26 protein-coding genes are annotated in these 26,583 nt (G+C 39.3%); 23 read left to right on the top strand and 3 right to left on the bottom strand.

Going from position 1 to position 26,583, the window contains the following annotated elements; translation table 11 throughout:
- Positions 1-29: 29 nt before the first annotated feature.
- Positions 30-1,223, bottom strand: coding sequence for a cardiolipin synthase (gene cls / locus DN394_RS10590; protein ID WP_046958554.1), 1,194 nt, complete (start codon positions 1,221-1,223; stop codon positions 30-32).
- A 353-nt stretch (positions 1,224-1,576) separates the two neighbouring features.
- On the opposite strand from cls, the gene DN394_RS10595 reads away from it, so the two are divergent.
- The 8 genes from DN394_RS10595 to pyrG all read left to right on the top strand — a co-directional run bounded on the left by DN394_RS10595 (position 1,577) and on the right by pyrG (position 11,493).
- Positions 1,577-3,688, top strand: coding sequence for a (Fe-S)-binding protein (locus DN394_RS10595; RefSeq protein ID WP_001086763.1), 2,112 nt, complete (start codon positions 1,577-1,579; stop codon positions 3,686-3,688).
- 9 nt (positions 3,689-3,697) lie between these two features.
- Positions 3,698-4,981, top strand: a complete 1,284-nt coding sequence (locus DN394_RS10600; protein ID WP_002108940.1) for an acetyl-CoA C-acetyltransferase — start codon at positions 3,698-3,700, stop codon at positions 4,979-4,981.
- A gap of 56 nt (positions 4,982-5,037) precedes the next feature.
- Positions 5,038-5,889, top strand: coding sequence for a 3-hydroxybutyryl-CoA dehydrogenase (locus DN394_RS10605; RefSeq protein ID WP_097915516.1), 852 nt, complete (start codon positions 5,038-5,040; stop codon positions 5,887-5,889).
- A gap of 72 nt (positions 5,890-5,961) precedes the next feature.
- Entirely contained in the window at positions 5,962-7,092 is a 1,131-nt protein-coding gene (locus tag DN394_RS10610; RefSeq protein WP_097915518.1) for an acyl-CoA dehydrogenase, read from the top strand.
- A 21-nt stretch (positions 7,093-7,113) separates the two neighbouring features.
- Positions 7,114-8,253, top strand: coding sequence for an acyl-CoA dehydrogenase AcdA (gene acdA, locus DN394_RS10615; RefSeq protein ID WP_000545531.1), 1,140 nt, complete (start codon positions 7,114-7,116; stop codon positions 8,251-8,253).
- 66 nt (positions 8,254-8,319) lie between these two features.
- Positions 8,320-8,949 (top strand): TetR/AcrR family transcriptional regulator, encoded by a 630-nt coding sequence (locus DN394_RS10620; protein WP_000238598.1) that lies wholly within the window; start codon positions 8,320-8,322, stop codon positions 8,947-8,949.
- Between the two features lie 154 nt (positions 8,950-9,103).
- Positions 9,104-9,628: a DNA-directed RNA polymerase subunit delta gene (gene rpoE / locus DN394_RS10625; RefSeq protein ID WP_098109928.1), complete on the top strand. Its 525-nt coding sequence runs from the start codon at positions 9,104-9,106 to the stop codon at positions 9,626-9,628.
- 257 nt (positions 9,629-9,885) lie between these two features.
- The gene (pyrG, locus tag DN394_RS10630) at positions 9,886-11,493 is read left to right on the top strand and encodes a CTP synthase (protein ID WP_098109927.1); all 1,608 of its coding nucleotides are present in this window, start codon (positions 9,886-9,888) and stop codon (positions 11,491-11,493) included.
- A gap of 31 nt (positions 11,494-11,524) precedes the next feature.
- Here the strand turns inward: pyrG and DN394_RS10635 are convergent, their stop codons facing one another.
- The gene (locus DN394_RS10635; RefSeq protein ID WP_000912405.1) at positions 11,525-12,049 is read right to left on the bottom strand and encodes a DUF2529 domain-containing protein; all 525 of its coding nucleotides are present in this window, start codon (positions 12,047-12,049) and stop codon (positions 11,525-11,527) included.
- Between the two features lie 202 nt (positions 12,050-12,251).
- On the opposite strand from DN394_RS10635, the gene spo0F reads away from it, so the two are divergent.
- The 15 genes from spo0F to DN394_RS10705 all read left to right on the top strand — a co-directional run bounded on the left by spo0F (position 12,252) and on the right by DN394_RS10705 (position 25,572).
- Positions 12,252-12,620 (top strand): sporulation initiation phosphotransferase Spo0F, encoded by a 369-nt coding sequence (gene spo0F / locus DN394_RS10640; protein WP_000398593.1) that lies wholly within the window; start codon positions 12,252-12,254, stop codon positions 12,618-12,620.
- Between the two features lie 211 nt (positions 12,621-12,831).
- The gene (locus tag DN394_RS10645) at positions 12,832-13,689 is read left to right on the top strand and encodes a class II fructose-bisphosphate aldolase (RefSeq protein WP_001131858.1); all 858 of its coding nucleotides are present in this window, start codon (positions 12,832-12,834) and stop codon (positions 13,687-13,689) included.
- A gap of 332 nt (positions 13,690-14,021) precedes the next feature.
- Positions 14,022-15,311 (top strand): UDP-N-acetylglucosamine 1-carboxyvinyltransferase, encoded by a 1,290-nt coding sequence (gene murA, locus DN394_RS10650; protein ID WP_000413258.1) that lies wholly within the window; start codon positions 14,022-14,024, stop codon positions 15,309-15,311.
- 116 nt (positions 15,312-15,427) lie between these two features.
- Complete coding sequence (glpX, locus tag DN394_RS10655; protein WP_000442336.1) at positions 15,428-16,393, top strand: class II fructose-bisphosphatase; 966 nt, start codon at positions 15,428-15,430, stop codon at positions 16,391-16,393.
- 394 nt (positions 16,394-16,787) lie between these two features.
- Positions 16,788-18,059: a transcription termination factor Rho gene (rho, locus tag DN394_RS10660; RefSeq protein ID WP_001053898.1), complete on the top strand. Its 1,272-nt coding sequence runs from the start codon at positions 16,788-16,790 to the stop codon at positions 18,057-18,059.
- Between the two features lie 689 nt (positions 18,060-18,748).
- Entirely contained in the window at positions 18,749-18,994 is a 246-nt protein-coding gene (locus tag DN394_RS10665; RefSeq protein WP_000643447.1) for a type B 50S ribosomal protein L31, read from the top strand.
- Positions 18,995-19,104: 110 nt separating this feature from the next.
- Positions 19,105-19,689 (top strand): thymidine kinase, encoded by a 585-nt coding sequence (locus DN394_RS10670; protein ID WP_000281084.1) that lies wholly within the window; start codon positions 19,105-19,107, stop codon positions 19,687-19,689.
- A gap of 191 nt (positions 19,690-19,880) precedes the next feature.
- A complete protein-coding gene (gene prfA, locus DN394_RS10675) occupies positions 19,881-20,948 on the top strand; it encodes a peptide chain release factor 1 (protein WP_002096180.1) in 1,068 nt (355 codons plus the stop codon).
- Complete coding sequence (gene prmC, locus DN394_RS10680) at positions 20,948-21,799, top strand: peptide chain release factor N(5)-glutamine methyltransferase (RefSeq protein ID WP_001267077.1); 852 nt, start codon at positions 20,948-20,950, stop codon at positions 21,797-21,799. The genes prfA and prmC overlap by 1 nt, the downstream gene beginning before the upstream one ends.
- Before the next feature lie 112 nt (positions 21,800-21,911).
- Positions 21,912-22,778: a stage II sporulation protein R gene (gene spoIIR, locus DN394_RS10685; RefSeq protein ID WP_098109932.1), complete on the top strand. Its 867-nt coding sequence runs from the start codon at positions 21,912-21,914 to the stop codon at positions 22,776-22,778.
- Positions 22,779-22,827: 49 nt separating this feature from the next.
- On the top strand, positions 22,828-23,286 hold the full coding sequence (locus tag DN394_RS10690) for a GNAT family N-acetyltransferase (protein ID WP_000758432.1): 459 nt from the start codon (positions 22,828-22,830) through the stop codon (positions 23,284-23,286).
- A 108-nt stretch (positions 23,287-23,394) separates the two neighbouring features.
- On the top strand, positions 23,395-24,438 hold the full coding sequence (locus DN394_RS10695) for an L-threonylcarbamoyladenylate synthase (protein ID WP_000557344.1): 1,044 nt from the start codon (positions 23,395-23,397) through the stop codon (positions 24,436-24,438).
- Positions 24,439-24,512: 74 nt separating this feature from the next.
- On the top strand, positions 24,513-25,061 hold the full coding sequence (locus DN394_RS10700; RefSeq protein WP_000142488.1) for a manganese efflux pump MntP: 549 nt from the start codon (positions 24,513-24,515) through the stop codon (positions 25,059-25,061).
- Between the two features lie 19 nt (positions 25,062-25,080).
- Positions 25,081-25,212, top strand: coding sequence for a hypothetical protein (locus tag DN394_RS29375; RefSeq protein WP_001037624.1), 132 nt, complete (start codon positions 25,081-25,083; stop codon positions 25,210-25,212).
- Positions 25,213-25,293: 81 nt separating this feature from the next.
- Entirely contained in the window at positions 25,294-25,572 is a 279-nt protein-coding gene (locus tag DN394_RS10705; RefSeq protein WP_000197478.1) for a DUF3935 domain-containing protein, read from the top strand.
- Between the two features lie 314 nt (positions 25,573-25,886).
- Here the strand turns inward: DN394_RS10705 and DN394_RS10710 are convergent, their stop codons facing one another.
- Positions 25,887-26,498 (bottom strand): flavin reductase family protein, encoded by a 612-nt coding sequence (locus DN394_RS10710; RefSeq protein WP_046960139.1) that lies wholly within the window; start codon positions 26,496-26,498, stop codon positions 25,887-25,889.
- Positions 26,499-26,583 lie beyond the last annotated feature (85 nt).

A 26,583-nucleotide genomic window follows, 5' to 3' on the forward strand; every position in this document is an offset into this window, starting at 1 on the left:
GAATACATCTCCTTTATCCATTATCTTTCCTATAGAAAGAAAGCAAGTATCGTTCCTACCCATTCTTTCCCTCTATCAATAAGAGAAAGGGGGCTAACATCTTTAAAGGAAAGTAATGACGCATTTTCTAGATCTTCATGGAATTTGTTTTTTACTGTTTGTATAAAATGTTTATCATATAAAAGGCAGTTGATTTCATGGTTAATATATAAACTTCTCATATCAAAGTTTGCAGTTCCAATATCACAAATATAATCATCGACTATAATAACTTTAGCGTGAAAAAACCCTTGTTGAAATGCGTAAATATTACACCCAGCTTGTATTAACTTTCGGCAATATGGGAATTTTGCTTCGCGAACAAGGGCGTGATCCGCTTTTTCTGGAACGAGAACCGTGATTTGAACCCCACGTTTTCGCGCTTTTAATAATGCATTCATAATTTTCTTCCCAGGAATGAAATATGGTGTACCGATAAAGAGTTCTTTTTCCGCACTTTCGATTAAATGTAAAAATGTATTTTGCAAATAGGCACCATCAGTAGGGATAAAACGATGTAGAATGATTCCTGGTTGTTGCTTAGGAAAATAAAGAGGTGAATCTAATAAATTTTGCTTCGTATCGTCGAGCCAATCATGTAAAAATTGCTTTTGTAAATCTTGTATTCCTTCTCCTGTAAGGCGTAAATGATAATCGCGCCATAATCCTAATTTTTGATTATGCCCTAAATATTCTTCTCCAATATTAAACCCACCAATATAACCAATTTTCCCGTCAATAACTGTAATTTTTCTATGGTTTCTTTGATTTGCAGAAAAGAACGGAAAAGGAAATTTCACTTTATGACAAAATGAAAAAGAGACGCCATGTTTTTGTAGGGAACGAATTGCCTCGTTTGATAAATAATGGCTTCCCAATCGATCGAGTAAAAGTCTTACTTCAATTCCTTCCTGTGCCTTATCGATAAGTAACTTTAAAAATTCACGACTGATTTTATCGTTTTTTACAATGAAGAATAAAACGTGCACATGGTGCCTTGCTTGTTGTATATCAGTAAATAAAGCATCATATAAATCTTGCCCGTATGTATAAAGTTGAAAATTACTTTGACGTAAAGGCAAAGTACGAGAGCGCACACGCTTTAAATGAAGAATCCTCCCATATAAAAGGTCAATTGTGATCCAAAGAGTAACGCATATTAACAAGAGAGATAAGAAGAACATAAGTGAATTCCCTCCTTTGCATTCTTTTCGCCTTCATTTTACTGGCTGCCCGGAAAATCCCGATTGGCTTCACCTTATCCCATATTAAGGGGCGGTAAGCCTCCTACTTAAAAATTAGGCTTACTTAAAGGGATCAGGCGAGAGGAAACAACCCCCTACGGATTAAAGTTTCACTTTATAGTTTCACCGAAATAAACAGCTTTATTAAAAAATATGTTGTTGTATAACAAAAAACTGTTGACTGAATGCTCACTCATTATATAATGAAGACAGGGGATAAAATTCAGAAAATTATATGTTTTTGAAGATTCTAAAAAAGAAAGAGGGCTTACAAAGAGAGGGGTAGCATAAAAATGAATAGCTTACTGATCATTAATTGGCTGGCTGCCATTGCTGTTATTGCTTATGCAGGATATTTGTTTGTGTATCTTATACGGACGAGGATGGCCTACATACAGTTAGGAAAAAAGATTGAATTTGACCGTCGTTTTAAAGAGCGTTGGGATCTCCTTAAGGTCAATGTTTTCGGTCAGAAAAAGCTGCTGAAAGATAAGAAGAGCGGCATTATTCACGTTATGTTCTTTTACGGATTTATTCTTGTCCAATTTGGAGCAATTGACTTCGTTTGGAAAGGACTCGCACCAGGATCACATCTTCCACTTGGACCACTATACCCTGCATTTACATTCTTCCAGGAAATTGTCACACTTGTTATTTTAATTGCAGTCTTTTGGGCTTTTCATAGACGTTATGTTGAGAAGCTAGTTCGTTTAAAACGTAATTTCAAATCAGGCCTTGTTCTTATCTTTATTGGTGGCTTAATGATTTCTGTGCTACTCGGTAATGGGATGGGAATTATATGGCACGGCGAGGAGCTTTCATGGAGTGAACCGATCGCTTCTGCAATCGCTTACGTTTTCTCGGGAATAAATGAAACCGCAGCCATTTCTGTGTTCTATTTCTCTTGGTGGGTGCATCTACTAATTTTGTTAACGTTTTTAGTGTATGTTCCACAATCAAAACACGCGCATTTAATTGCGGGACCAGTTAACGTTTTCTTCGGACGTCTTTCAAATCCAGGGAAACTTGAAAAGATTGACTTTGAAGATGAAACGCAAGAAACATTTGGTGTTGGTAAAATCGAAGACTTTAGACAAAATCAGCTTATTGATTTATACGCTTGCGTAGAGTGTGGTCGCTGTACAAATATGTGCCCGGCAACAGGGACAGGGAAAATGTTATCGCCGATGGATTTAATTTTAAAACTTCGCGATCATTTAACTGATAAAGGAGCAGCAGTGACATCAAAAGCACCGTGGGTTCCAGTAGTTGCTTTTAATAATACACAAGGAAATCAGTTAGCGATGATGGCAGCTGGGAAAGGGCAACAAGAATCAGCGGCTACAACGCTTGCTTACGATCCGAGTTTAATCGGAGATGTTATTACAGAGGAAGAGATTTGGGCTTGTACAACGTGCCGTAACTGTGAAGATCAGTGTCCGGTTATGAATGAGCATGTTGACAAAATTATTGATTTACGCCGCTATCTCGTTTTAACAGAAGGAAAGATGGACGCGGAAGCGCAGCGTGCGATGACAAATATCGAGCGTCAAGGGAATCCGTGGGGACTGAACCGTAAAGAGCGTGAAACTTGGCGTCAAGGTGATGATGAAGTAACGGTTCCAACTGTAAAAGAAAAATCGAAAGCTGGCGAGGAGTTCGAATATTTATTCTGGGTTGGTTCAATGGGATCATATGATAATCGTAGTCAGAAGATTGCGATATCGTTTGCGAAGTTAATGAACGAAGCAGGCATTTCATTCGCGATACTTGGTAATAAAGAAAAGAATTCTGGAGATACACCGCGACGTCTTGGAAATGAATTTGTCTTCCAAGAGATGGCGACAAAGAATATCGAGGAATTTGAAAAAGCAGGAGTGAAGAAAATCGTTACGATTGATCCTCACGCTTATAACACATTTAAAAATGAGTATCCAGACTTTGGCTTGCAAGCAGAAGTCTATCATCATACAGAATTGTTAGCTCAGTGGGTGAAAGAAGGACGCTTAAAACCTGTTCACGCTATTGAGGAAACAGTTACGTACCATGATTCCTGTTACTTAGGAAGATACAACGAAGTATACGAAGCGCCACGCGATATTTTGAAAGCAATTCCTGGTGTGAATCTTGTAGAAATGGCACGTAACCGTGAAACCGGAATGTGCTGTGGCGCAGGTGGTGGCTTAATGTGGATGGAAGAGACAGCAGGTTCACGTATTAACGTTGCTCGTACAGAACAAGCACTAGCTGTGCAACCATCCATTATCGGTACAGGTTGTCCATATTGCTTAACGATGATTAGCGATGGGACGAAAGCGAAAGAAGTAGAAGAGAAGGTTCAAACTCTTGATGTAACAGAGATTTTAGAACGCTCTGTTATCGGACAGAAGAAAGAAGCGATGTAATCTGCAAGCATGAATACAACTTTAGAGAGAGGTGCAATCATTGCACCTCTTCTCAACGTAAGAACACCGAGCGAGCGCTCGGTGCTAAAAAAAGAGATGGGGGAAATAGATATGAGTAAAACAGTTATTTTAAGTGCTGCAAGAACACCGGTTGGGAAATTTGGAGGATCTTTAAAAGACGTGAAGGCGACAGAACTTGGGGGAATTGCAATTAAAGCAGCGCTTGAGAGAGCAAATGTTTCTGCTAGTGATGTTGAGGAAGTTATATTTGGAACAGTTATTCAAGGGGGACAGGGGCAAATTCCATCGCGCCAAGCTGCGAGGGCTGCTGGAATCCCTTGGGAAGTACAGACGGAAACAGTGAATAAAGTTTGTGCATCAGGGCTTCGTGCGGTTACGTTAGCGGATCAAATTATTCGTACTGGCGATCAATCACTAATTGTAGCTGGCGGTATGGAGTCGATGAGTAACAGTCCTTACATTTTACGAGGTGCAAGATGGGGATACAGAATGGGGAACAACGAAATCATCGATTTAAACGTTGCTGACGGCTTAACATGCGCATTTTCAGGTATACACATGGGTGTTTATGGCGGAGAAGTTGCGAAGGAAGATGGAATCTCTCGCGAAGCGCAGGATGAATGGGCATATCGTAGCCATCAGCGTGCGGTTTCAGCGCATAAAGAAGGACGTTTTGAAGAGGAAATCGTGCCAGTAACGATTCCGCAAAGAAAAGGCGATCCTATCGTCGTTGCAAAAGATGAGGCGCCACGCGCGGATACAACGATTGAAAAATTAGCGAAATTAAAACCTGTATTTGATAAGACGTCGGCAGTGACAGCGGGTAATGCTCCTGGACTAAATGATGGCGGTGCTGCGCTCGTATTAATGAGCGAAGACAGAGCGAAGCAAGAAGGAAGAAAGCCATTAGCAACAATTTTGGCACATACAGCAATTGCAGTGGAGTCTAAAGATTTCCCAAGAACGCCAGGTTATGCAATTAACGAATTGTTGAAAAAAACAGGCAAGACAATTGAAGATATCGATTTATTCGAGATTAATGAAGCATTTGCAGCGGTAGCAATTGCAAGTACAGAGATTGCAGGAATTGACCCAGACAAATTGAATGTAAATGGCGGCGCTGTAGCAATGGGGCATCCAATTGGAGCAAGTGGAGCGCGTATTATCGTTACACTTATCCACGCACTGAAGCAGCGTGGCGGCGGAATTGGAATTGCTTCTATTTGTAGCGGTGGCGGTCAAGGTGACGCAATTATGATTGAAGTTCGTTAATTTACGTGTAGGTGATTTTTGATTTATTAACAATTTATATTAAGGGGGAAGAAATAATGGGTGTACAAAAAATAGTTGTAATTGGTGCAGGACAAATGGGTTCGGGAATCGCACAAGTATGTGCAATGGCAGGATATGATGTGGAGGTACAAGATTTAAAACAAGAGCAATTAGACAGAGGATTGGCTATTATTACGAAAAACTTAGCGCGCCAAGTAGAAAAAGGACGCATGAAGGAAGAAGAGAAGGAAGCGACGTTAAATCGCCTTACAGTAACGCTTGATTTAGATTGTGTGAAGGAAGCGGATCTTGTTATTGAAGCGGCTGTTGAGAAAATGGATATAAAAAAGAAAATCTTTGCGAATTTAGATGAAATTGCTCCAGATCACGCAATTTTAGCGACGAATACGTCATCTCTACCAATTACAGAAATTGCAGCGGTAACGAAACGTCCGGAGAAAGTAATCGGTATGCACTTTATGAATCCCGTTCCGGTTATGAAGCTTGTTGAAATTATTCGTGGTTTGGCTACAGATGATGAGGTGTACGAAACAATTGAAGATATTACGAAAAAAATCGGGAAAGTGCCAGTTGAAGTAAATGATTTCCCAGGATTTGTATCGAACCGTATTTTATTACCGATGATTAACGAAGCGATCTATACGTTATATGAAGGTGTAGCGACGAAAGAAGCGATTGATGAAGTAATGAAACTAGGTATGAATCATCCGATGGGACCACTTACATTAGCTGATTTTATCGGTTTAGATACATGTTTATACATTATGGAAGTGTTGCATGAAGGATTAGGAGATAGTAAATATCGCCCATGTCCATTATTACGCAAGTATGTGAACGCAGGATGGTTAGGACGTAAAACAGGCCGTGGTTTCTACGTTTACGAATAAAGTCCTCCTTTTATTAAAATAGTGGTCTTACCAAATTATTAAAAAGATATATAGCAAACGGAGGCGGAGTACATGAATTTTCATTTTACTGAAGAGCAACAAATGATGAGGAAAATGGTTCGAGATTTTGCGCAGAAGGAAATAGCTCCCTTTGTTCCTAGTATGGAACAAGGGGTGTTCCCAAAAGAGATTTTGCAGAAGATGGGTGAGCTTGGACTAATGGGTATTCCAGCGCCTGCAAAATATGGCGGGGCAGAAATGGATTTTATTTCTTACATTTTAGCAATTGAGGAAATTTCAAAGGTAAGTGCAACGGTTGGTGTAATTTTAGCTGTACATACGTCAGTTGGAATGAACCCGATTTTATATTTTGGAACAGAAGAACAGAAGCAGAAATATGTTTCTAAACTTGCGACTGGTGAATATTTAGGTGCATTTGCATTAACAGAACCAAGTGCAGGATCAGATGCAGGGAGTTTGAAATCAAGAGCTGTAAAGAAAGGCGATCACTACATTATTAATGGATCGAAAGTATTTATTACAAATGGCGGTGAAGCAAGTACATACATTGTATTCGCTTCTACAAATCCAGAGGCAGGAAAAAGTGGGATTTCTGCATTTATAGTAGAGAAAGATACACCAGGCTTAATTATCGGCAAAGATGAGCATAAAATGGGACTTCTTGGTTCTCGCACGGTACAACTTACATTTGAAGATATGAAAGTGCCGGCCGAGAATTTACTTGGTGAAGAAGGACAAGGATTTAAGGTGGCAATGGCGAATTTAGATGTTGGACGAATTGGAATCGGAGCGCAGGCATTAGGAATCGCGGAAGCGGCGCTTGCATGTGCGATTGATTATGCGAAAGAGCGTGAGCAATTCGGCAAGCCAATTGCGGCGCAGCAAGGAATCGGATTCAAACTTGCAGATATGGCGACTAGTGTGGAAGCGGCGCGATTACTTGTATACAGAGCGGCATCGCTAAGAGCGCAAGGATTACCATGCGGTAAAGAAGCTTCTATTGCGAAATTATTCGCTTCTAAGACGGCTGTTGAAGTTGCGATTGAAGCGGTGCAAGTATTTGGCGGTTATGGTTATACGAAAGACTATCCAGTAGAACGATTTTTCCGTGATGCGAAAATCACGCAAATATATGAAGGAACGAGTGAGATACAGAAACTTGTTATTAGTCGAGCTTTATAAAAGGACAAGGGGGAGACGGGAATGCATTTTAAACTATCAGAAGAACATGAAATGATAAGAAAAATGGTTCGGGATTTTGCTAAGAACGAAGTAGCACCGACGGCAGCTGAGCGTGATGAAGAAGAGAGATTTGATCGTGCATTATTTGATCAAATGGCAGAGCTTGGTTTAACCGGCATTCCGTGGCCTGAAGAATACGGTGGAATTGGAAGCGATTACTTAGCGTATGTGATTGCTATCGAAGAATTATCTCGTGTTTGTGCTTCAACAGGTGTAACGCTGTCTGCACACACTTCACTTGCTGGTTGGCCAATTTTTAAATTTGGAACGGAAGAACAAAAGCAAAAGTTTTTACGACCGATGGCGGAAGGAACGAAAATTGGCGCATACGGTTTAACGGAACCAAGTTCTGGTTCAGATGCTGGCGGAATGAGGACAACTGCGAAACGAGATGGAGACCATTACATTTTAAATGGATCGAAAATCTTTATTACAAATGGCGGTATTGCTGATATTTATGTTGTTTTTGCGTTAACTGATCCCGAATCGAAGCAGCGTGGTACGAGCGCGTTTATTGTGGAGAGTGATACACCAGGATTTTCAGTTGGGAAGAAGGAAAGCAAGTTAGGGATTCGCTCTTCACCAACAACTGAAATTATGTTCGAAGATTGTCGTATTCCTGTAGAGAACCTACTCGGGGAAGAGGGCCAAGGATTTAAAGTTGCGATGCAAACATTAGATGGCGGCCGTAATGGTATTGCCGCGCAAGCAGTCGGTATTGCGCAAGGGGCTTTAGATGCTTCTGTAGAATATGCAAGAGAGCGTCATCAGTTTGGGAAACCAATTGCGGCGCAGCAAGGAATTGGCTTTAAACTTGCAGATATGGCAACGGATGTGGAGGCGGCACGTCTTCTAACATACCAAGCGGCTTGGCTTGAATCGGAAGGGCTTCCGTATGGGAAAGAGTCAGCGATGTCAAAAGTATTTGCAGGGGATACAGCGATGAAGGTGACGACTGAAGCGGTACAAGTATTTGGTGGTTACGGTTATACGAAAGATTATCCAGTAGAGCGTTATATGCGCGATGCAAAGATTACACAAATATATGAGGGAACACAAGAGATTCAAAGGCTTGTAATTTCTCGTATGTTAACGAAGTAGGATCAAAGGCGTAGGTATTTTCCTACGCTTTTTCCTTCCAAAAAATAATAGGGAGAGGTGAAGGGGATGGTTAAACACAATGTACATGCGTCCGTGAAAGATGAAAAATTAGTTGCGTTAAGACGTGAACAAATGATTAAAGGTGCGGTGCAATTGTTTAAGCAAAAAGGGTTCCCACGTACAACAACGAGAGAGATTGCGAAGGCGGCTGGGTTTAGTATTGGAACACTTTATGAGTACATTCGTACAAAAGATGATGTTTTATATTTAGTTTGTGATAGTATTTATGAACATGTAAAAGAAAGATTAGAGGAAGTAGTGTGTACAGAGAAGGGAAGTATAGAAAGCTTAAAGATAGCGATAACGAATTATTTTAAAGTGATGGATGAATTGCAAGAAGAAGTATTAATTATGTATCAAGAGGTACGTTTTTTACCGAAAGAATCACTCCCATATGTATTAGAAAAAGAGTTTCAAATGGTCGGGATGTTTGAGAATATTTTAGAGCAGTGTACAGAAAATGGGACATTTACATTAAATAAAAAAGAGATACAGCTTCTTGCACATAACATTTTCATACAAGGACAAATGTGGGGATTTAGACGTTGGGCCCTGCAAAAACTGTATACGCTTGAAGAATATACAGAAATGCAAATTAGGTATGTACTGCAAGGAGCGCATATGTTTCCGAAATAAGGAATAGACAAATTATAATTTTATTACCATATTAAAGTTTCCCGTTTTTTTTGTAGCATATTTGTGCGACTTTTGTTTATAATGAATAGTATGGATTTTTTTAAGCAGACCGTTATATATAAGGTTATATTTGAAGAAAGGAAGTGCCGCATAAGTGAATTTTAAGCAATATTCACCAGAAGAGCTAAAAGAATGTTCAATGATTGAAGTTGTACATAGCGTTTTAGGGGATAAAAGACAAGCAACGACATTCAACGAGTTGGTTCGAGAAATCGCTCAAGTGCTGGGACTATCTCAAGAGCAAGTTAATGCGAAACTCGCACAATTTTATACAGATTTAAACATCGACGGACGTTTCATTAATTTAGGAGAAAATCGTTGGGGACTACGTAGCTGGTACCCATATGAGCAAATTGATGAAGAAATCTTACCTCAGCCAAAACCGAAGAAGAAACGTAAAGTTGAAGAGGACGGTTTTGACGACTACATCGAAGAAGATGAAGATTTCGACGATGCAGACGCAAGTGAAGAAGAGGTAGAAGATTTGGACAAGGTTCTTGAAGAAGAAGACGGAGATGACGATGATCTTGATGATTTAGATGAAGATGATGAAGATGACTTCGCCGAAGAAGAACTTGAGTACGATGAAGCTGAAGAAGAAGAAGAGGAAGAACTGTAGTTCTTGACTTTTCATTATCGTCCATGTAGAATCATTTTTGGGCTCTTTAAAAAAGGACGATAATACTTTTAAAGTGTAAATATAAAAGAAAATTGCTCCCTACTTATTACTTTATGTGATGAGGGGAGCAATTTTCTTTTTTGTTTTTTGTTTAGAAAATAAAAAGAGTCTAACAATAAGATGGATACAGTGTTATCTACATACGTTGCGCTTTGCAACGGTGATTATATAACAGCAAAATAGGAGGGAGCTTTTTCATGACTAAGTATATTTTTGTAACAGGCGGTGTAGTATCGTCTCTAGGAAAAGGTATTACAGCAGCATCTCTTGGAAGACTTTTAAAAAATCGTGGTTTAAACGTAACGATTCAAAAGTTTGATCCATACATTAACGTAGACCCAGGGACTATGAGCCCATACCAACACGGTGAGGTATTCGTAACAGATGATGGTGCAGAAACTGATTTAGACCTTGGTCACTATGAGCGTTTCATCGACATCAACTTAAACAAATACAGCAACGTAACAACAGGTAAAATTTACTCTTCAGTTCTTCAAAAAGAGCGTCGTGGTGAATACCTAGGAGGAACAGTTCAAGTTATTCCTCACATTACTAACGAAATTAAAGAGCGTGTATACCGTTCTGGTCGCGAAACAAACGCGGACGTTGTTATTACAGAAATTGGTGGAACTGTTGGTGACATCGAGTCTCTACCATTCTTAGAAGCAATCCGTCAAATTAAGAGCGACATCGGTCGTGACAATGTAATGTACATTCACTGTACGTTAATCCCGTACTTAAAAGCAGCGGGTGAAATGAAAACAAAACCAACGCAACATAGCGTTAAAGAGCTTCGCAGTTTAGGTATTCAACCAAATATTATCGTTGTTCGTACAGAATTGCCTGTTTCTCAAGATATGAAAGACAAGCTTGCATTATTCTGTGACATTGATACAAAAGCAGTTATCGAAGCACGCGATGCAGATACTTTATATGCGGTTCCATTATCTCTCCAAGAGCAAAATATGGACCAAATCGTTTGCGATCACTTAAAATTAGACAATCCAGCTGCAGATATGACAGAGTGGACTGCGCTAGTTAATAAAGTACGTAACCTTTCTAAGAAAACAAAAATTGCTCTTGTTGGTAAATACGTAGAGCTTCAAGATGCATACATTTCTGTTGTAGAAGCACTTCGTCATGCGGGTTATTCATTCGACACAGATGTAGAAGTGAAATGGGTAAACGCTGAGCACGTAACATCAGAGAACGTACAAGAATTAGTTGGTGATACAGATGGTATCCTTGTACCTGGTGGATTCGGCGATCGTGGTGTAGAAGGTAAAATCGTTGCAATTCAATATGCTCGTGAAAACAAAGTACCATTCTTAGGAATTTGCTTAGGTATGCAACTTGCATCAATCGAATTTGCACGTAACGTATTAGGATTAGAAGGAGCTAACTCTTCTGAAATTAATCCTGATACACCTTATGCAATCATTGACTTATTACCAGAACAAAAAGATGTAGAAGACTTAGGTGGCACACTTCGTCTTGGTCTATACCCATGTAAGCTTGCTGAAGAAACAAATGCTTACAATGCTTACAACGAGCCGGTTGTATATGAGCGTCATCGTCATCGTTATGAGTTCAACAATCAATTCCGTCCGGATATGGAAAAAGCAGGATTTGTATTCTCTGGTACAAGCCCAGACGGTCGTCTAGTTGAAATCATTGAATTAAAAGACCACCCTTGGTTCGTGGCAGCACAGTTCCATCCAGAACTTGTATCTCGTCCAAATCGTCCACAACCATTGTTCCATGACTTCGTAAGTGCTTCTATTACGAATAAAGAGAGCAAGTAATAAAAAAAGCGCCTGAAATAGGGCGCTTTTTTTAATATTCATTTAACATTTCATCGATTGTAAATTTGATTCCATGATATGCAAATAAAGCTATCATTAAACTTGGGAATCCGTAGCGATTGCCTTCATCGTCTGGAATAAGGCCTTTTAACAGCTTAGTATCAATATGTACATCTGTATATTGTTCTAGTGATTCAGTACCTTCTTGAATAGCAGAGATGCCGACAATAGAGTGTCCATCAGCTTGAAGTTTTTTTGCCATTGCTACAACTTCTTCATCTGTTGAAAAACGGCTAATAAGAAGTACGCGGTCTGCAGAAGTTACTTCTACTTCTTTACCATTTTCAAATAATCGTTTTGCTTGCTTCATTGGCTCAGCACCGAATAATGCTTCAGCAACAACGCCCTCCATTTCATTTGTACCATGTAAATAAATGAAACCGTCGCCAACTAATGCTTGAGCAAGTAGACGGGCGCTATCTTCTATATTCATTTCTTCTTTTTGAGAAACTCTGGAGAAATAACCACTTAATTGAGTTGAAAAAATTTTTAACATAATGTTACTCCCTTTCGTACGTGTTTACCGGCTTTCATTATAGTTTATTTTTTTAGAAAGGTGAAATCGAAGGGTAGCATAACAAAATAGGAAACGGTAAAATAAGAAAGAATAGGAAGGGATTTGCCAAAGAATAGCGAAAATTAATCGTTAAGATATAAGAAGCTTTAAATCTTGTATTTATACAGAAAGGTTGGGAGTTATGGAAGGTAAAATTTTAATCGTTGATGATCAATATGGCATTCGTGTGTTATTACATGAAGTGTTCCAAAAAGAAGGTTATCAGACATTCCAAGCAGCGAATGGATTTCAAGCTTTAGATATCGTGAAAAAAGATAATCCAGATTTAGTAGTGTTAGATATGAAAATTCCAGGTATGGATGGTATAGAGATTTTAAAACATGTAAAGGAAATTGATGAGAGTATTAAAGTAATTTTAATGACTGCTTATGGAGAGCTTGATATGATCCAAGAAGCGAAAGATTTAGGAGCTTTAATGCACTTTGCTAAACCGTTTGATATTGATGAGATTCGTCAAGCGGTGAGAGAACAGCTTGCTGTAGAGGCGTAAAAAATGAATTTTTTATAAAAAATATGGAAAAAAGCGTTTACATGGACTAATGAGCAGGTGAATACGGTTGAGTTTTTGAGTACAAGTTGTTATCCTATTGAGTGTAGAAAAAAGTCCGGTATGTAAATATACATATTTTACCTTATTCTGGTCATACTACCAGCGATAAGAACTTATCGGATACAAAAAACGTTTTTTAGGAGGATTCACCATGCCTTTAGTTTCTATGAAAGAAATGCTAAACACAGCACTAGAAGGAAAATACGCAGTTGGTCAATTCAACATGAACAACTTAGAGTGGACTCAAGCTATCTTAGCTGCTGCGGAAGAAGAAAAGTCTCCTGTAATCCTAGGTGTATCTGAGGGTGCAGCTCGTCATATGACTGGTTTCAAAACAGTTGTAGCTATGGTTAAAGCTTTAATCGAAGAAATGAACATCACTGTTCCTGTAGCGATTCACCTTGACCATGGTTCAAGCTTCGAAAAATGTAAAGAAGCAATCGATGCAGGTTTCACATCTGTAATGATCGACGCTTCTCACCACCCATTCGAAGAAAACGTTGAAACTACTAAAAAAGTAGTAGAATACGCACACGCTCGTAACGTATCTGTTGAAGCTGAGCTTGGAACAGTTGGCGGACAAGAAGACGACATCATCGCTGAAGGCGTAATTTACGCTGATCCAGCAGAGTGTAAGCACCTTGTTGAAGCAACAGGTATCGATTGCCTAGCTCCAGCTTTAGGTTCTGTACACGGTCCTTACAAAGGTGAGCCTAACTTAGGATTCGCTGAAATGGAACAAGTTCGTGACTTCACTGGCGTACCTTTAGTATTACACGGTGGTACTGGTATCCCAACTGCTGATATCGTAAAAGCTATTTCTTTAGGTACTTCAAAAATTAACGTAAACACTGAGAACCAAATTGAGTTTACAAAAGCTGTTCGTGAAGCATTAAGCAAAGACCAAGAAGTTTACGATCCTCGTAAATATATTGGACCTGGCCGCGACGCTATTAAAGCAACTGTTGCTGGTAAAATGCGTGAATTCGGTTCTAACGGTAAAGCGTAAGAATAAAATTCCGTTTTGGAAACCGTCTAGTCTTTTAGACGGTTTCCTTTCGTTGTATAATGAAAGCGTGAACAAGTCTAAAGATTTTTATCATTTTGTTTTTGAAATAGAAAATAATGTGCATAGTCCTATTAATAAATGTGATAATGTATCTAAATTGATAAAGTAAATTCGATGAATAGTTCATCTTTATCTATTCGTACTACGGGAGAAATGAAGATAATGGTTTCCTATTTATTGAGTGTTAGGGTGGAAAGAGTGATTGAGATTCTTAAGGGGAGCTTTCTATAAGGATATAGAAAGTAAATACATTCACAAGAAGGGAGCTCAATATGGAAAAATTGCTAATTGAAGGCGGAAGAGCTTTAAATGGAACAATTCGAGTGAGCGGTGCAAAGAACAGCGCCGTTGCACTAATTCCAGCGACAATTTTAGCAGATACTCCAGTAACTATTGGTGGTGTCCCTAATATTTCGGACGTGAAAATGTTAGGAGACTTGCTAGAGGAAATTGGAGGAAGAGTAGCTTATGGACAGGAGGAAGAGATGATAGTCGATCCTTCTAACATGGTTGCAATGCCTTTACCGAATGGGAAAGTGAAAAAATTGCGTGCTTCTTATTATTTAATGGGTGCGATGCTTGGCCGTTTTAAAAAAGCTGTTATTGGGCTTCCAGGTGGATGTCATCTAGGACCGAGGCCTATTGATCAGCATATTAAAGGATTTGAAGCGTTAGGTGCACATGTTACGAATGAACAGGGTGCGATTTATTTAAGAGCAGATGAATTGCGCGGGGCACGTATTTATTTAGATGTTGTTAGTGTAGGAGCTACAATTAATATTATGCTAGCAGCTGTGCGAGCGAAAGGTAGAACTGTTATTGAAAACGCAGCGAAAGAACCAGAGATTATTGATGTAGCTACATTGTTAACAAGCATGGGTGCACGCATTAAAGGTGCGGGCACAGATGTAATCCGAATTGATGGTGTGGATTCACTGCACGGTTGTCACCATACGATCATTCCGGATCGTATTGAAGCGGGTACGTATATGATTTTAGGAGCTGCATCAGGAGGAGAAATAACGGTTGATAATGTGATTCCTCAGCATTTAGAGTCAGTCACAGCGAAGTTAAGAGAAGCTGGTGTCCAAGTTGAAACGAACGATGACCAAATTACAGTGAACGGTAATAGAAGGTTAAAAGTAGTTGATATAAAAACGCTTGTATATCCAGGATTCCCAACAGATTTACAACAACCATTTACAACGCTTTTAACAAAGGCGCACGGAACGGGTGTTGTAACGGATACGATTTACGGCGCACGCTTTAAACACATTGATGAATTACGTCGTATGAATGCACAAATTAAAGTGGAAGGTCGTTCGGCAATTGTAACTGGTCCTGTTTTATTACAAGGTGCAAAAGTGAAAGCGAGTGATTTGCGAGCTGGAGCGGCCCTTGTTATTGCAGGGTTAATGGCGGATGGAATTACAGAAGTAACCGGACTTGAGCATATTGATCGAGGTTATGAAAATATAGTAGACAAGCTTAAAGGTCTTGGCGCAAACATTTGGCGAGAACAAATGACAAGTCAAGAAATTGAAGAGATGAAGAACGCATAAGTGATACTTCCGCAAGGGGGAAGCGAAGCATCACTACTTGCGGAAGTATACTTTGTAGAGAAACACGGTTCACAAAATACGGCAGAAATATAAAGACTTAAAGGAGAGGGATTATCGTGGAAAGAAGTTTATCTATGGAGTTAGTACGTGTAACAGAGGCTGCAGCATTATCATCAGCGCGTTGGATGGGGCGCGGGAAAAAGGATGAGGCAGACGGTGCAGCAACATCAGCTATGCGTGATGTATTTGATACAATCCCGATGAAAGGTACAGTTGTAATTGGTGAAGGCGAGATGGACGAAGCACCAATGCTGTATATCGGGGAGAAATTAGGTACAGGGTATGGACCACGTGTAGACGTTGCGGTTGATCCTTTAGAAGGGACAAACATCGTAGCAGCTGGTGGATGGAATGCTCTTGCTGTTATTGCAATTGCAGATCATGGTAATTTGTTACATGCTCCTGACATGTACATGGATAAAATCGCGGTTGGCCCAGAAGCGGTTGGGGCGGTCGATATTGATGCGCCTATTATCGATAACTTACGTGCGGTTGCGAAAGCGAAAAATAAAGATATTGAAGATGTTGTAGCGACAGTTTTAAACCGTCCACGTCATCAAGCGATTATCGAAGAAATTCGTAAAGCTGGTGCTCGTATTAAATTAATTAACGATGGAGATGTGGCTGGAGCAATTAACACCGCATTTGATCGCACAGGTGTAGATATTTTATTCGGCTCTGGTGGAGCACCTGAGGGTGTATTAGCAGCAGTTGCATTAAAATGTTTAGGTGGAGAAATCCATGGAAAGCTTCTGCCTCAAAATGAAGCTGAATTAGCTCGCTGTAAAAAAATGGGTATTGAAGATATAAATCGTATCCTTCGCATGGAAGACTTAGTAAAAGGTGACGATGCAATCTTTGCGGCAACAGGCGTAACAGACGGAGAACTATTACGCGGCGTTCAATTTAAAGGCAGCGTAGGAACAACACAATCCCTTGTTATGCGTGCAAAATCAGGCACAGTACGCTTCGTAGACGGACGTCATAGCTTGAATAAAAAACCAAACTTGGTTATTAAATAAAAAGTGCAAGCGGCTCGTTCAGAATCGCAGGGCATTGGAACTCTGGACCTTGAAGCGCTTTTTGCTTCGAGCGAGAGAGTGAAATGACCGGAGATTCTAGCCGCTGGAACTGGATTAAATAAAAAGCGTAAGCAGCTCGTTCAGAATGGGAGGGGGATGGAGCTCCTGACCATTCTAGCTACTGGAACTAGGTTAAATAAAAGCGAAGACAAATTTTCTTGTCTTCGCTTCTTGTATTTGTGTTTCAACGTATTGATTAAAACTAGATAAAAGGGTTACAATAGTGAATATTACCCTACTTGAACTTATTGCCTTTCATTATTAATTATTTGCCTTCCGTATTTTTTCCCTTTACCCATGTGAAAAGAGAATAACGTTAAAGTGTGGTGTCTGAATGAATTTGTCAATTGCAGCATTAGAAAACATGAAATTAAAAGAGTTATACGAGCTTGCGAAGGAATTTAAGATTTCGTATTATAGCAAATTAACGAAAAAAGAGTTAATCTTCGCCATTTTAAAAGCTCGAGCAGAAAAAGAAGGCTTCTTCTTCATGGAAGGCGTATTAGAAATTATTCAATCAGAAGGATTTGGATTCCTACGTCCTATTAACTACTCTCCAAGCTCAGAAGATATTTATATCTCAGCTTCGCAAATTCGTCGTTTCGATTTACGTAATGGAGACAAGGTTTCTGGTAAAGTACGACCTCCGAAAGAAAATGAACGCTATTTTGGATTATTACAAGTTGAAGCTGTAAACGGAGATGATCCAGAATCAGCAAAAGAGCGTGTGCATTTCCCTGCATTAACACCATTATACCCAGATCGCCAAATGAAATTGGAAACGGAACCGAAAAAGTTACCGACACGCATCATGGATTTAATCGCACCAGTTGGATTTGGACAACGTGGTTTAATTGTCGCGCCTCCAAAGGCTGGTAAAACAAGTCTATTAAAAGAAATCGCACACAGTGTTACAACAAATCACCCGGAAGCTGAATTAATTGTACTTTTAATTGATGAGCGTCCAGAGGAAGTAACAGACATCGAACGTTCTGTTAAAGGAGATGTTGTAAGCTCTACTTTTGATGAAGTACCAGAAAATCATATTAAAGTAGCGGAACTTGTGTTAGAACGTGCAATGCGTCTTGTAGAGCACAAAAAAGATGTTATCATTTTAATGGATAGTATTACCCGTTTAGCGCGAGCTTACAACCTTGTTATTCCACCAAGTGGTAGAACATTATCGGGTGGTATCGACCCAGCTGCCTTCCATAGACCGAAGCGTTTCTTTGGAGCTGCACGTAATATTGAAGAAGGCGGTAGCTTAACGATTTTAGCAACAGCGCTTGTTGATACAGGATCTCGTATGGACGATGTAATTTACGAAGAATTTAAAGGAACTGGAAATATGGAACTTCACTTAGATCGTTCATTAGCTGAGCGTCGTATCTTCCCGGCAATTGATATTCGCCGTTCTGGTACACGTAAAGAAGATCTATTAATTCCGAAAGAACATTTAGACAAGCTATGGGGTATTCGTAAAACAATGCGTGATACACCAGACTTTGTCGAAGGTTTCTTACGTAAACTTCGTCAAACAAAGACAAATGAAGAATTTTTACAAAACATTGTTGCAGACTCAAAAAGATATGTAACAACTAAGTAAAGGGAAAAGATTGGGACTCGCTTATTTTGTGGTAAGCGAGTTTTTTTATGTTTTTTAAGGGAATATTAGAGAGAGTAATATATGGGAAAAATTTTGTTTTTTGAGATAAAAATCATATTTGGGTCGAGAGTTTGAAGTGTCCTGCGATTCTGAACGAGCCGCTTGCGCTTTTAATTATATCCAGCTTCAGCGGCTAGAATGGTCGGTGGCTTCACTTCTTCCTACGAGGCAAAAAGCGCCTCTACGTCAGAAGCTCCATCCCCCTCCCATTCTGAACGAGCCGCTTGCGCTTTTAATTATATCCAGCTCCAGCGGCTAGAATCTCCGGTCATTTCGCTCTCTCGCATGAAGCAAAAAGCGCTTCAAGGTCGAGAGCTCCAATGTCCTGCGATTCTGAACGAGCCGCTTGTGCTTTTAATTATATCCAGCTCCAGCGGCTAGAATCTCCGGTCATTTCGCTCTCTCGCTCGAAGCAAAAAGCGCTTCAAGGTCGAGAGCTCCAATGTCCTGCGATTCTGAACGAGCCGCTTGTGCTTTTAATTTTTAAAAAGACAAAAACAGGTAGTTGCAAAATGGAGTTAGCCTTGTTATAATTTCATCATATGTGTTTCATCAATATAGTTGTGTAAGCAGCTGAAGATGAAAAACTCTGTTTCGAAAATGATTCAGGGCGGAAGGAGATGAAAAGAATGAAAGCAGGAATCCATCCAAATTACAATAAAGTTGTATTTATGGACACGAACACAGGCTTCAAATTCTTAAGCGGGTCTACTAAAGGCTCTAGCGAAACTGTTGAGTGGGAAGATGGTAACACTTATCCATTACTAAAAATTGAGATCAGTTCTGATTCTCACCCATTCTACACTGGACGTCAGAAGTTTGCTACTGCAGACGGACGTGTTGACCGCTTCAATAAGAAATACGGTATCAAGTAATAAAGAACATAAAACAGGCAAGTGTATGTATTCGCTTGTCTGTTTTTTTTGCAAAAATATTAAACCTTTACCCTACTTTGGATTAGGAAAGTAGATGAAAGGAGAGCTCAATGTACTTAATGAATCAAAATGGTTGGATTGAAGTGATTTGCGGGAGTATGTTTTCTGGAAAATCAGAAGAGCTCATCCGCCGTATACGCCGTACGCAATTTGCGAAACAACATGCGATTGTATTTAAACCATGTATTGATAATCGTTATAGTGAAGAAGATGTTGTATCACATAATGGATTAAAGGTTAAAGCAGTTCCTGTTTCAGCTTCAAAAGATATATTTAACCATGTAGCAGAAGAAATGGATGTTATTGCAATCGATGAGGTACAATTTTTTGATGGGGACATTGTGGAAGTGGTGCAAGTATTGGCAAATCGTGGCTATCGTGTCATTGTAGCTGGATTAGACCAAGATTTCCGTGGTCTACCATTTGGACAAGTTCCTCAGCTGATGGCGATTGCTGAACATGTAACTAAGTTGCAGGCAGTGTGTTCTGCATGCGGATCTCCTGCAAGTCGTACGCAACGTTTAATCGATGGAGAACCAGCGGCATTTGATGATCCAATTATTTTAGTTGGGGCTTCAGAATCATATGAACCACGTTGTCGTCATTGTCATGCAGTACCTACAAAACAAAGATAAATGAAACTCGCTATGTAGAGCGGGTTTTTTTCGAAAATAGATGAAGATTGGTGGCCGGCTCTTCGTACAGCTAAGAACTTTAGGCAGTCAGAGCTGAGCAAGCCGCTTGCGCTTTTAAATATAATTTGCGTTTTTTTGATTAAGTACCATATACTATTTGTATTAGATACTAGGATGTAGAGGTGAATGGTGTGTTAGATCGTTTGCAGGCTGTAGAAGATCGTTATGAGAAGTTAAATGAATTGTTAAGTGATCCAGAGGTTATTAGCGATACGAATAAGCTTCGTGAGTATTCAAAGGAACAATCTGATATGCAGGAAACGGTAGAGGTGTACCGTGAGTATAAAGATGTTCGTGAGCAATTAAGAGATGCAAAAGCAATGTTAGAAGATAAGTTAGACGCTGATATGCGTGACATGGTAAAAGAAGAGGTTTCTGAATTAGAAGGACAAGATAAAGAATTGTCAGAGCGTCTGAAAATTTTACTTGTTCCAAAAGACCCTAATGATGATAAAAACGTTATCGTTGAGGTTCGTGGTGCTGCTGGTGGTGACGAGGCGGCTTTATTTGCTGGTGATTTATATCGTATGTATAGCCGTTATGCTGAGGTACAAGGTTGGAAAACTGAAATTATCGAAGCGAGCTATACAGAGTTAGGTGGATATAAAGAGATTATCTTTATGATTAACGGTAAAGGTGCTTTCGCGAAGCTGAAATTCGAGAATGGTGCTCACCGTGTACAACGTGTTCCTGAAACGGAATCTGGTGGACGTATTCATACATCTACAGCAACTGTAGCTGTATTACCAGAGGCAGAAGAAGTAGAAATTAGTATTCATGAAAAAGATGTTCGTGTTGATACGTTTGCTTCTAGTGGTCCTGGTGGACAAAGTGTTAATACAACGATGTCAGCGGTACGTTTAACGCATTTACCGACTGGTGTAGTTGTATCGTGTCAGGATGAGAAATCACAAATCAAGAATAAAGAAAAAGCGATGAAAGTATTACGCGCACGTGTTTATGATAAGTTTAGACAAGAAGCGCAAGCTGAGTATGATCAAAACCGTAAACAAGCTGTTGGTACGGGTGATCGTTCAGAGCGTATTCGTACGTATAATTTCCCGCAAAACCGCGTTACAGACCATCGAATCGGTTTAACGATTCAAAAGCTAGATCAAATCTTACAAGGTAAGTTAGATGATTTCATCAATGCCTTAGTGATGGAAGATCAGGCTCAAAAGATGGAGGCAGCTGAGTAATGCGTGTCTATGAAGCCCTGAAATGGGCTTCTTCTTTTTTACAGGAAAATGGACGAGATGAAAATGCGGGAGAACTTGTCCTTTGTCATGTATTAAAGACGAACAGAACCGGAATGCTCATGAATATGCGTGAAGAAATAACTGTGGAACAAGAAACAAGTTTTACGGAGTTTATTCACAAGCATGTAGAAGGTATTCCTATTCAATATATGATTGGTTATGAAATGTTTTATGGACGGTCGTTCTTTGTGAATGAAGAAGTATTAATACCAAGACCGGAAACAGAAGAGCTTATAGTGGGAGTGTTAGAAAGAATCGAGCGTCATTTTGGCGATGAGAAACTACATGTGGCGGACATTGGTACAGGTAGTGGAGCGATTTCTATTACGCTTGCTTTAGAAAATAAAAATCTTCATGTGTATACGGTAGATATTGCACAAGAGTCGATTGAAGTTGCAAAAGAAAATGCAAAAACTTTGGGCGCAGAAGTAACGTTCTATCATGGTGATTTATTGTCACCATTTTATAAAACAAGTCAAAAGTTAGATGTTGTTGTTTCAAACCCTCCATATATACCGGAAGAGGATTGGCGTGGCCTTTCTCCTGTGGTGAAAGAGCATGAGCCAAAGAGAGCACTTGTTGGCGGTGAAGACGGATTAGATTTCTATCGCCGTTTTATGGAAGAGTTGCCGAATGTGTTGCAGAAGAAAGCAATTGTGGCATTTGAAATTGGAGTAGGGCAAGGTGAGGATGTAAAAGGGTTGTTACAACAAGCTTTTCCACATGCTCATGTTGAGGTTGTTTTTGATATTAATGGAAAAGATCGTATGGTATTTGCAGAGATGGAGTAAGGTTTATGCCTTACTCTATTTTTTTGTGGAAAAATTTATATAGATTTTGAATTTAATAGTTTAGAAAGATGAAAGTCTGTCCACACTGTTTGTAGAAGGGACGGTGGAGGAAATGAAAAAACAAGTTATTGCTTATCTTCTTCTATTATTAATTGGTGCACAGTTGCTTGTGCAGTTTGGATATATGAAAGCTGATGCGAAAGGGCCTTCAGTTATTCCGAAAGAGGCCGTTCGATTACGGATTTTAGCAAATAGTGATTCAGATAAAGATCAGGCTTTAAAGCGCAAAGTGCGTGATGAAGTAAAAGCACAAATTGATGGATGGGTAGCAGATTTAACTTCATTTGAAGAGGCACGTAAAGTCATTCAAAGTCATATTCCAGAAATCGAAAAAACAGTGGCAAATACGTTGAAAAAAGAAGGAAGTAAAGATTCATTTCAAGTGAGATTTAGTAAGAATGTAAAGTTCCCTACAAAGGTATATGGTAATTTTATTTATCCAGCAGGGGAATATGAGGCGGTATTGATTACAATTGGGGAAGGGGAAGGGGCAAACTGGTGGTGTGTATTATTTCCACCGATGTGTTTCTTAGATTTTTCAAGTGGTACAGCTGTAAGGAAAGAAGAACATGTTGTGAAGGCTGAATCTCCTGAAGAGGAGCAAGTAAAACAAATAGATGATGAAGAAGTAGTAAATACAGAAGAGAAAAAAGAGGATGAGGTGAAAGAAAAGAAAGCTGTAAAGCAGGAAGTCGCAAAAAAAGTAACAGCTTCTGAAAAGAAAGTAGTAAAAAATGAAACGAAAGTAGAAGAACAACCTGTAAGTAAAGAGGAAACAAAAACTGTGGAAAAAGTGGAGAAACCTGTGGAACAAAAACAAGAAAAACAAAATGAGTATGTAAAAGTAGAGGAGGAAGAAGAAAAGCCAGAAGTTAAGTTATTTATTGTAGAAGCTTTTACATCTTTATTCTCTAAATAGTACTATTCGTAAATCCCTTCTCATATATAACAAAGAGGAGGGATTTACTATGAAGAAAGTATATTTTGCTACGAAAGCAGATGTGGAAAGATTGCATTCTTTTTTCGGACAAGCTAATAAAAAAGATGATAAAATAAATGAGTTGTACGCGCAATTTATGATTTTGGAAGAGGCGGAAGAAATACGGGCTGTCATCGGATATGAACAAAGTGAAGAACACGCACTGATTCGTTCTTGTTTATTCACACCTAATGTGGATAAACAGACTTTCTTATATTTTTTCGAAATGTTTTTGCAGTATATGAACGAAAAAAATATTCGACAATTGTACTTACTAACAAATCATCCACAATCTATAACAATCTTTCAGTTTTTTGACTTTGTTACTATAGAGAAAGAAAACGTACCAGAGGGAATTCGACAGTTAGAACACTTTTGTAAAAATATAAAAGAGCCAAATGCAATAATACTAAATTGTCAGCTATTCACAAAGTTATCCACGGATTAATTAGGTTTATCCACATTTTGTGGATAAACCTTGTTTGTCTTTTGGATAAATCTCATAGTAAACTAAAAATAGACAAGTATTTCAGGGTAGAAAAGGACGTGGGAAAAAATGCATACAAATATGTGGGTTGTGGATAATGTTGTGGAAAGAAAAAAATATTATCCACAGTTACAAGAAGCAGCAAAATTATTAAGGGAAAACGAGGCGATTGCCTTCCCTACAGAAACGGTATATGGACTAGGTGCAAACGCGATGAATGATGAAGCAATCGCGAAAATTTTTGAAGCGAAAGGAAGACCGAGTGATAATCCACTTATTGTCCACATCGGTACAAAATCACAGTTAGATGGGATTGTGAAAGAAATCCCGCCAGTTGCAGAGAAGTTAATGGAGCATTTTTGGCCAGGCCCGTTAACAATTATTTTACCTAGAAAAGAAGGGATTTCAGAGAAGGTGACGGCAGGACTTAATACGGTTGGAGTAAGAATGCCTGATCATCCAGTAGCGCTTGCTCTTATTGAAGAGGCAAATGTACCTGTTGCAGCACCGAGTGCGAATCGCTCTGGGCGCCCAAGTCCGACACTAGCTTCTCACGTATATGAAGATTTAAATGAGAAAATTGCAGGTATTGTAGATGGTGGTGCGACGGGAGTAGGTGTTGAATCGACTGTAATTGATTGTACGAGCGAGGTTCCAACGATATTACGCCCAGGTGGGATTACGAAAGAACAATTAGAAGCGGTAATCGGTACTGTTTCTTTAGATCCGGCTTTAAAGGACGAGAAGGAAAAACCGAAATCACCTGGAATGAAATATACACATTATGCACCGAAAGCGCCGCTTAGTATTGTTGAGGGCTCACGTGAATTTATTCAGCTTATTGTGGATAAGAAAAAGGAAGAAGGATTTAAAGTAGGTGTATTAACGACGGAAGAATATCAGCATGTATATAGCGCGGATGTTGTATTATCTTGTGGTGTTCGAAGCGATTTAGCTAGCGTTGCGACTAAATTATATGATGTACTTAGAACGTTTGATGCAAGTGAAGTGGATGTTATTTTTAGTGAATCATTCCCAAATGAAGGAATAGGGAATGCCATTATGAATCGCTTAACGAAAGCAGCAGGACATCAGATTATTACTGAATCATAAGGTACGATTAGCAAACAGAATATTTCTCCTCGGATAAGCATATTTTGAAGTAGCACGTCCGAGGAGGGACATGAATGACGTTTGAACAGCTAATACCTTTAACAATTATGGCATTCGCCTTAGGGATGGATGCGTTCTCGGTGAGTCTTGGTATGGGAATGATGACCTTAAAGGTAAGACAAATTCTGTATATCGGTATGACGATAGGGATATTTCATATTATCATGCCATTTATAGGAATGGTATTAGGTCGCTTTTTATCAGAACAGTATGGAGAAATTGCGCATTTTGCAGGTGCTATTTTATTAATTGGACTAGGATTCTATATTATATATTCATCTATTTTGGAGAATGAAGAGACTAGAACGGCCCCTATTGGAATTAGTTTATTCGTATTTGCATTTGGCGTTAGTATAGATAGTTTTTCAGTAGGCCTTAGTCTTGGTATTTACGGGGCGCAGACAATTATTACGATATTACTTTTTGGATTTGTTAGTATGTTATTAGCGTGGATTGGTTTATTAATTGGTAGACATGCGAAAGATATGCTCGGTACATATGGTGAGATAGTAGGTGGTATCATTTTGGTTGGATTTGGATTATATCTCCTTTTTCCTATATAATTTTAAATAGGAGGGAGTTATGAATAAATTATTGGAATGGTATATTCGATTTTTAACTTTTTTCCCTAGGTGGTTAAGACGGCTTGTTATTTGGGGTATTATTTTGCAAATTTCAATTTTAGGTTGGATGAAGTTAATTCGCGAATGGTAAGATAGTTCCTTTCTGTGCATAGTTTTATTTATACTATACTGATTACACTAAAAAATTATAGATATAGAAAGGATGAGATAAATGACGAGATTGAAGCAAGTTTTTGGTATTATTATTAGTTTTTTTGTTTTTTGGTTTAGTATGCTCGGTGTACAAATGTTTGCTGAGTTTTTAGATATTGAGTCATTGAAGTTTGTGGCGGGAAAAACGGAGGCAGCGCGTGCTTTTTATTCTCCATACCCGTTTTTGATTGTTTTTCTTGTTACATTGCTTTCCCTGTATTTCTTAGTTATTAAGCTTGGGAAACCGAAAAAAGAGAAAGTGCCTACTTTAGAAGAAAAGAAGGAAGAATTACAATGATAAAATCCCCTGCTATTTAGCAGGGGATTTTATGTTTAAGTGATGGAAGGAATCGAGCCGCTTCCGCTTTTAGATATATCCAGTTCCAGCGGCTAGAATCTCCGGTGGCTTCGCGTCTTCCAACGAGGCAAAAATCGCCTCTACGTCAGAAGCTCTATCCCCCTCCCATTCTGGGCGAGCCGCTTCTGCTTTTAGATATTATCCAGCTCCAGCGGCTAGAATCTCCGGTCATTTCGCTCTCTCGCATGAAGCAAAAAGCGCTTCAAGGTCGAGAGCTCCAATGCCCTGCGATTCTGAACGAGCCGCTTCCGCCTTTAGATTGGCCTCACCAATTCAAATTGTTCGCCTAGTTTAGCGTAGTTGTGTCCTGCTAGGCGGCTTACTGGTTTTAGTCCTTCTGCATGAATGCGGCCGTTTTCGTATAGGTGTTCTGCGACGTGGAAACGAACGACGCGTCCGATTAGTAGATCGCAAGCTGGTGAGTCTTCTGTTCCGCCAAGAGGGATTGCGCGTTCTAGTACGCACTCCATTCGAATATTTGCTTCTTTTACACCTGGAACGGAGATAACATCACTTTCAATTGGTGTTAGTTTTGCTAGTTCAATTTCGCTCTCATTTGGCGGGAGGTTAGCCGCTGTTTCGTTAATTGCTTCTACGTAAGATTCATCAGAGATATGTACGACAAATTCACCTTTTTCAATTGCGTTTCGGGAAGTGTCCTTTCTTTCTCCGGCTTTTCGTTGTACAGAAACTGAGATAAGTGGTGGATTAGCAGCGACAATATTGAAATAGCTATACGGTGCTCCGTTTAATACGCCGTCTTTTGTTACAGAAGTAACGAATGCGACAGGGCGTGGAATGATACTTCCCGTTAATAATTTGTAATTCTCTTTTTCCGTTTGTTCATTTGGATTAATGGATAACATGCGTAAAATCCCCTTTCTAAATATGACGACTTATTGTTTGTTTACAAGATGTTAGTGGAAAACTCCTGCTGAAAATAATATTTTT

The sequence above is a fragment of the Bacillus sp. BB081 genome (assembly GCF_008368895.1).
GTDB lineage: Bacteria > Bacillota > Bacilli > Bacillales > Bacillaceae_G > Bacillus_A > Bacillus_A wiedmannii.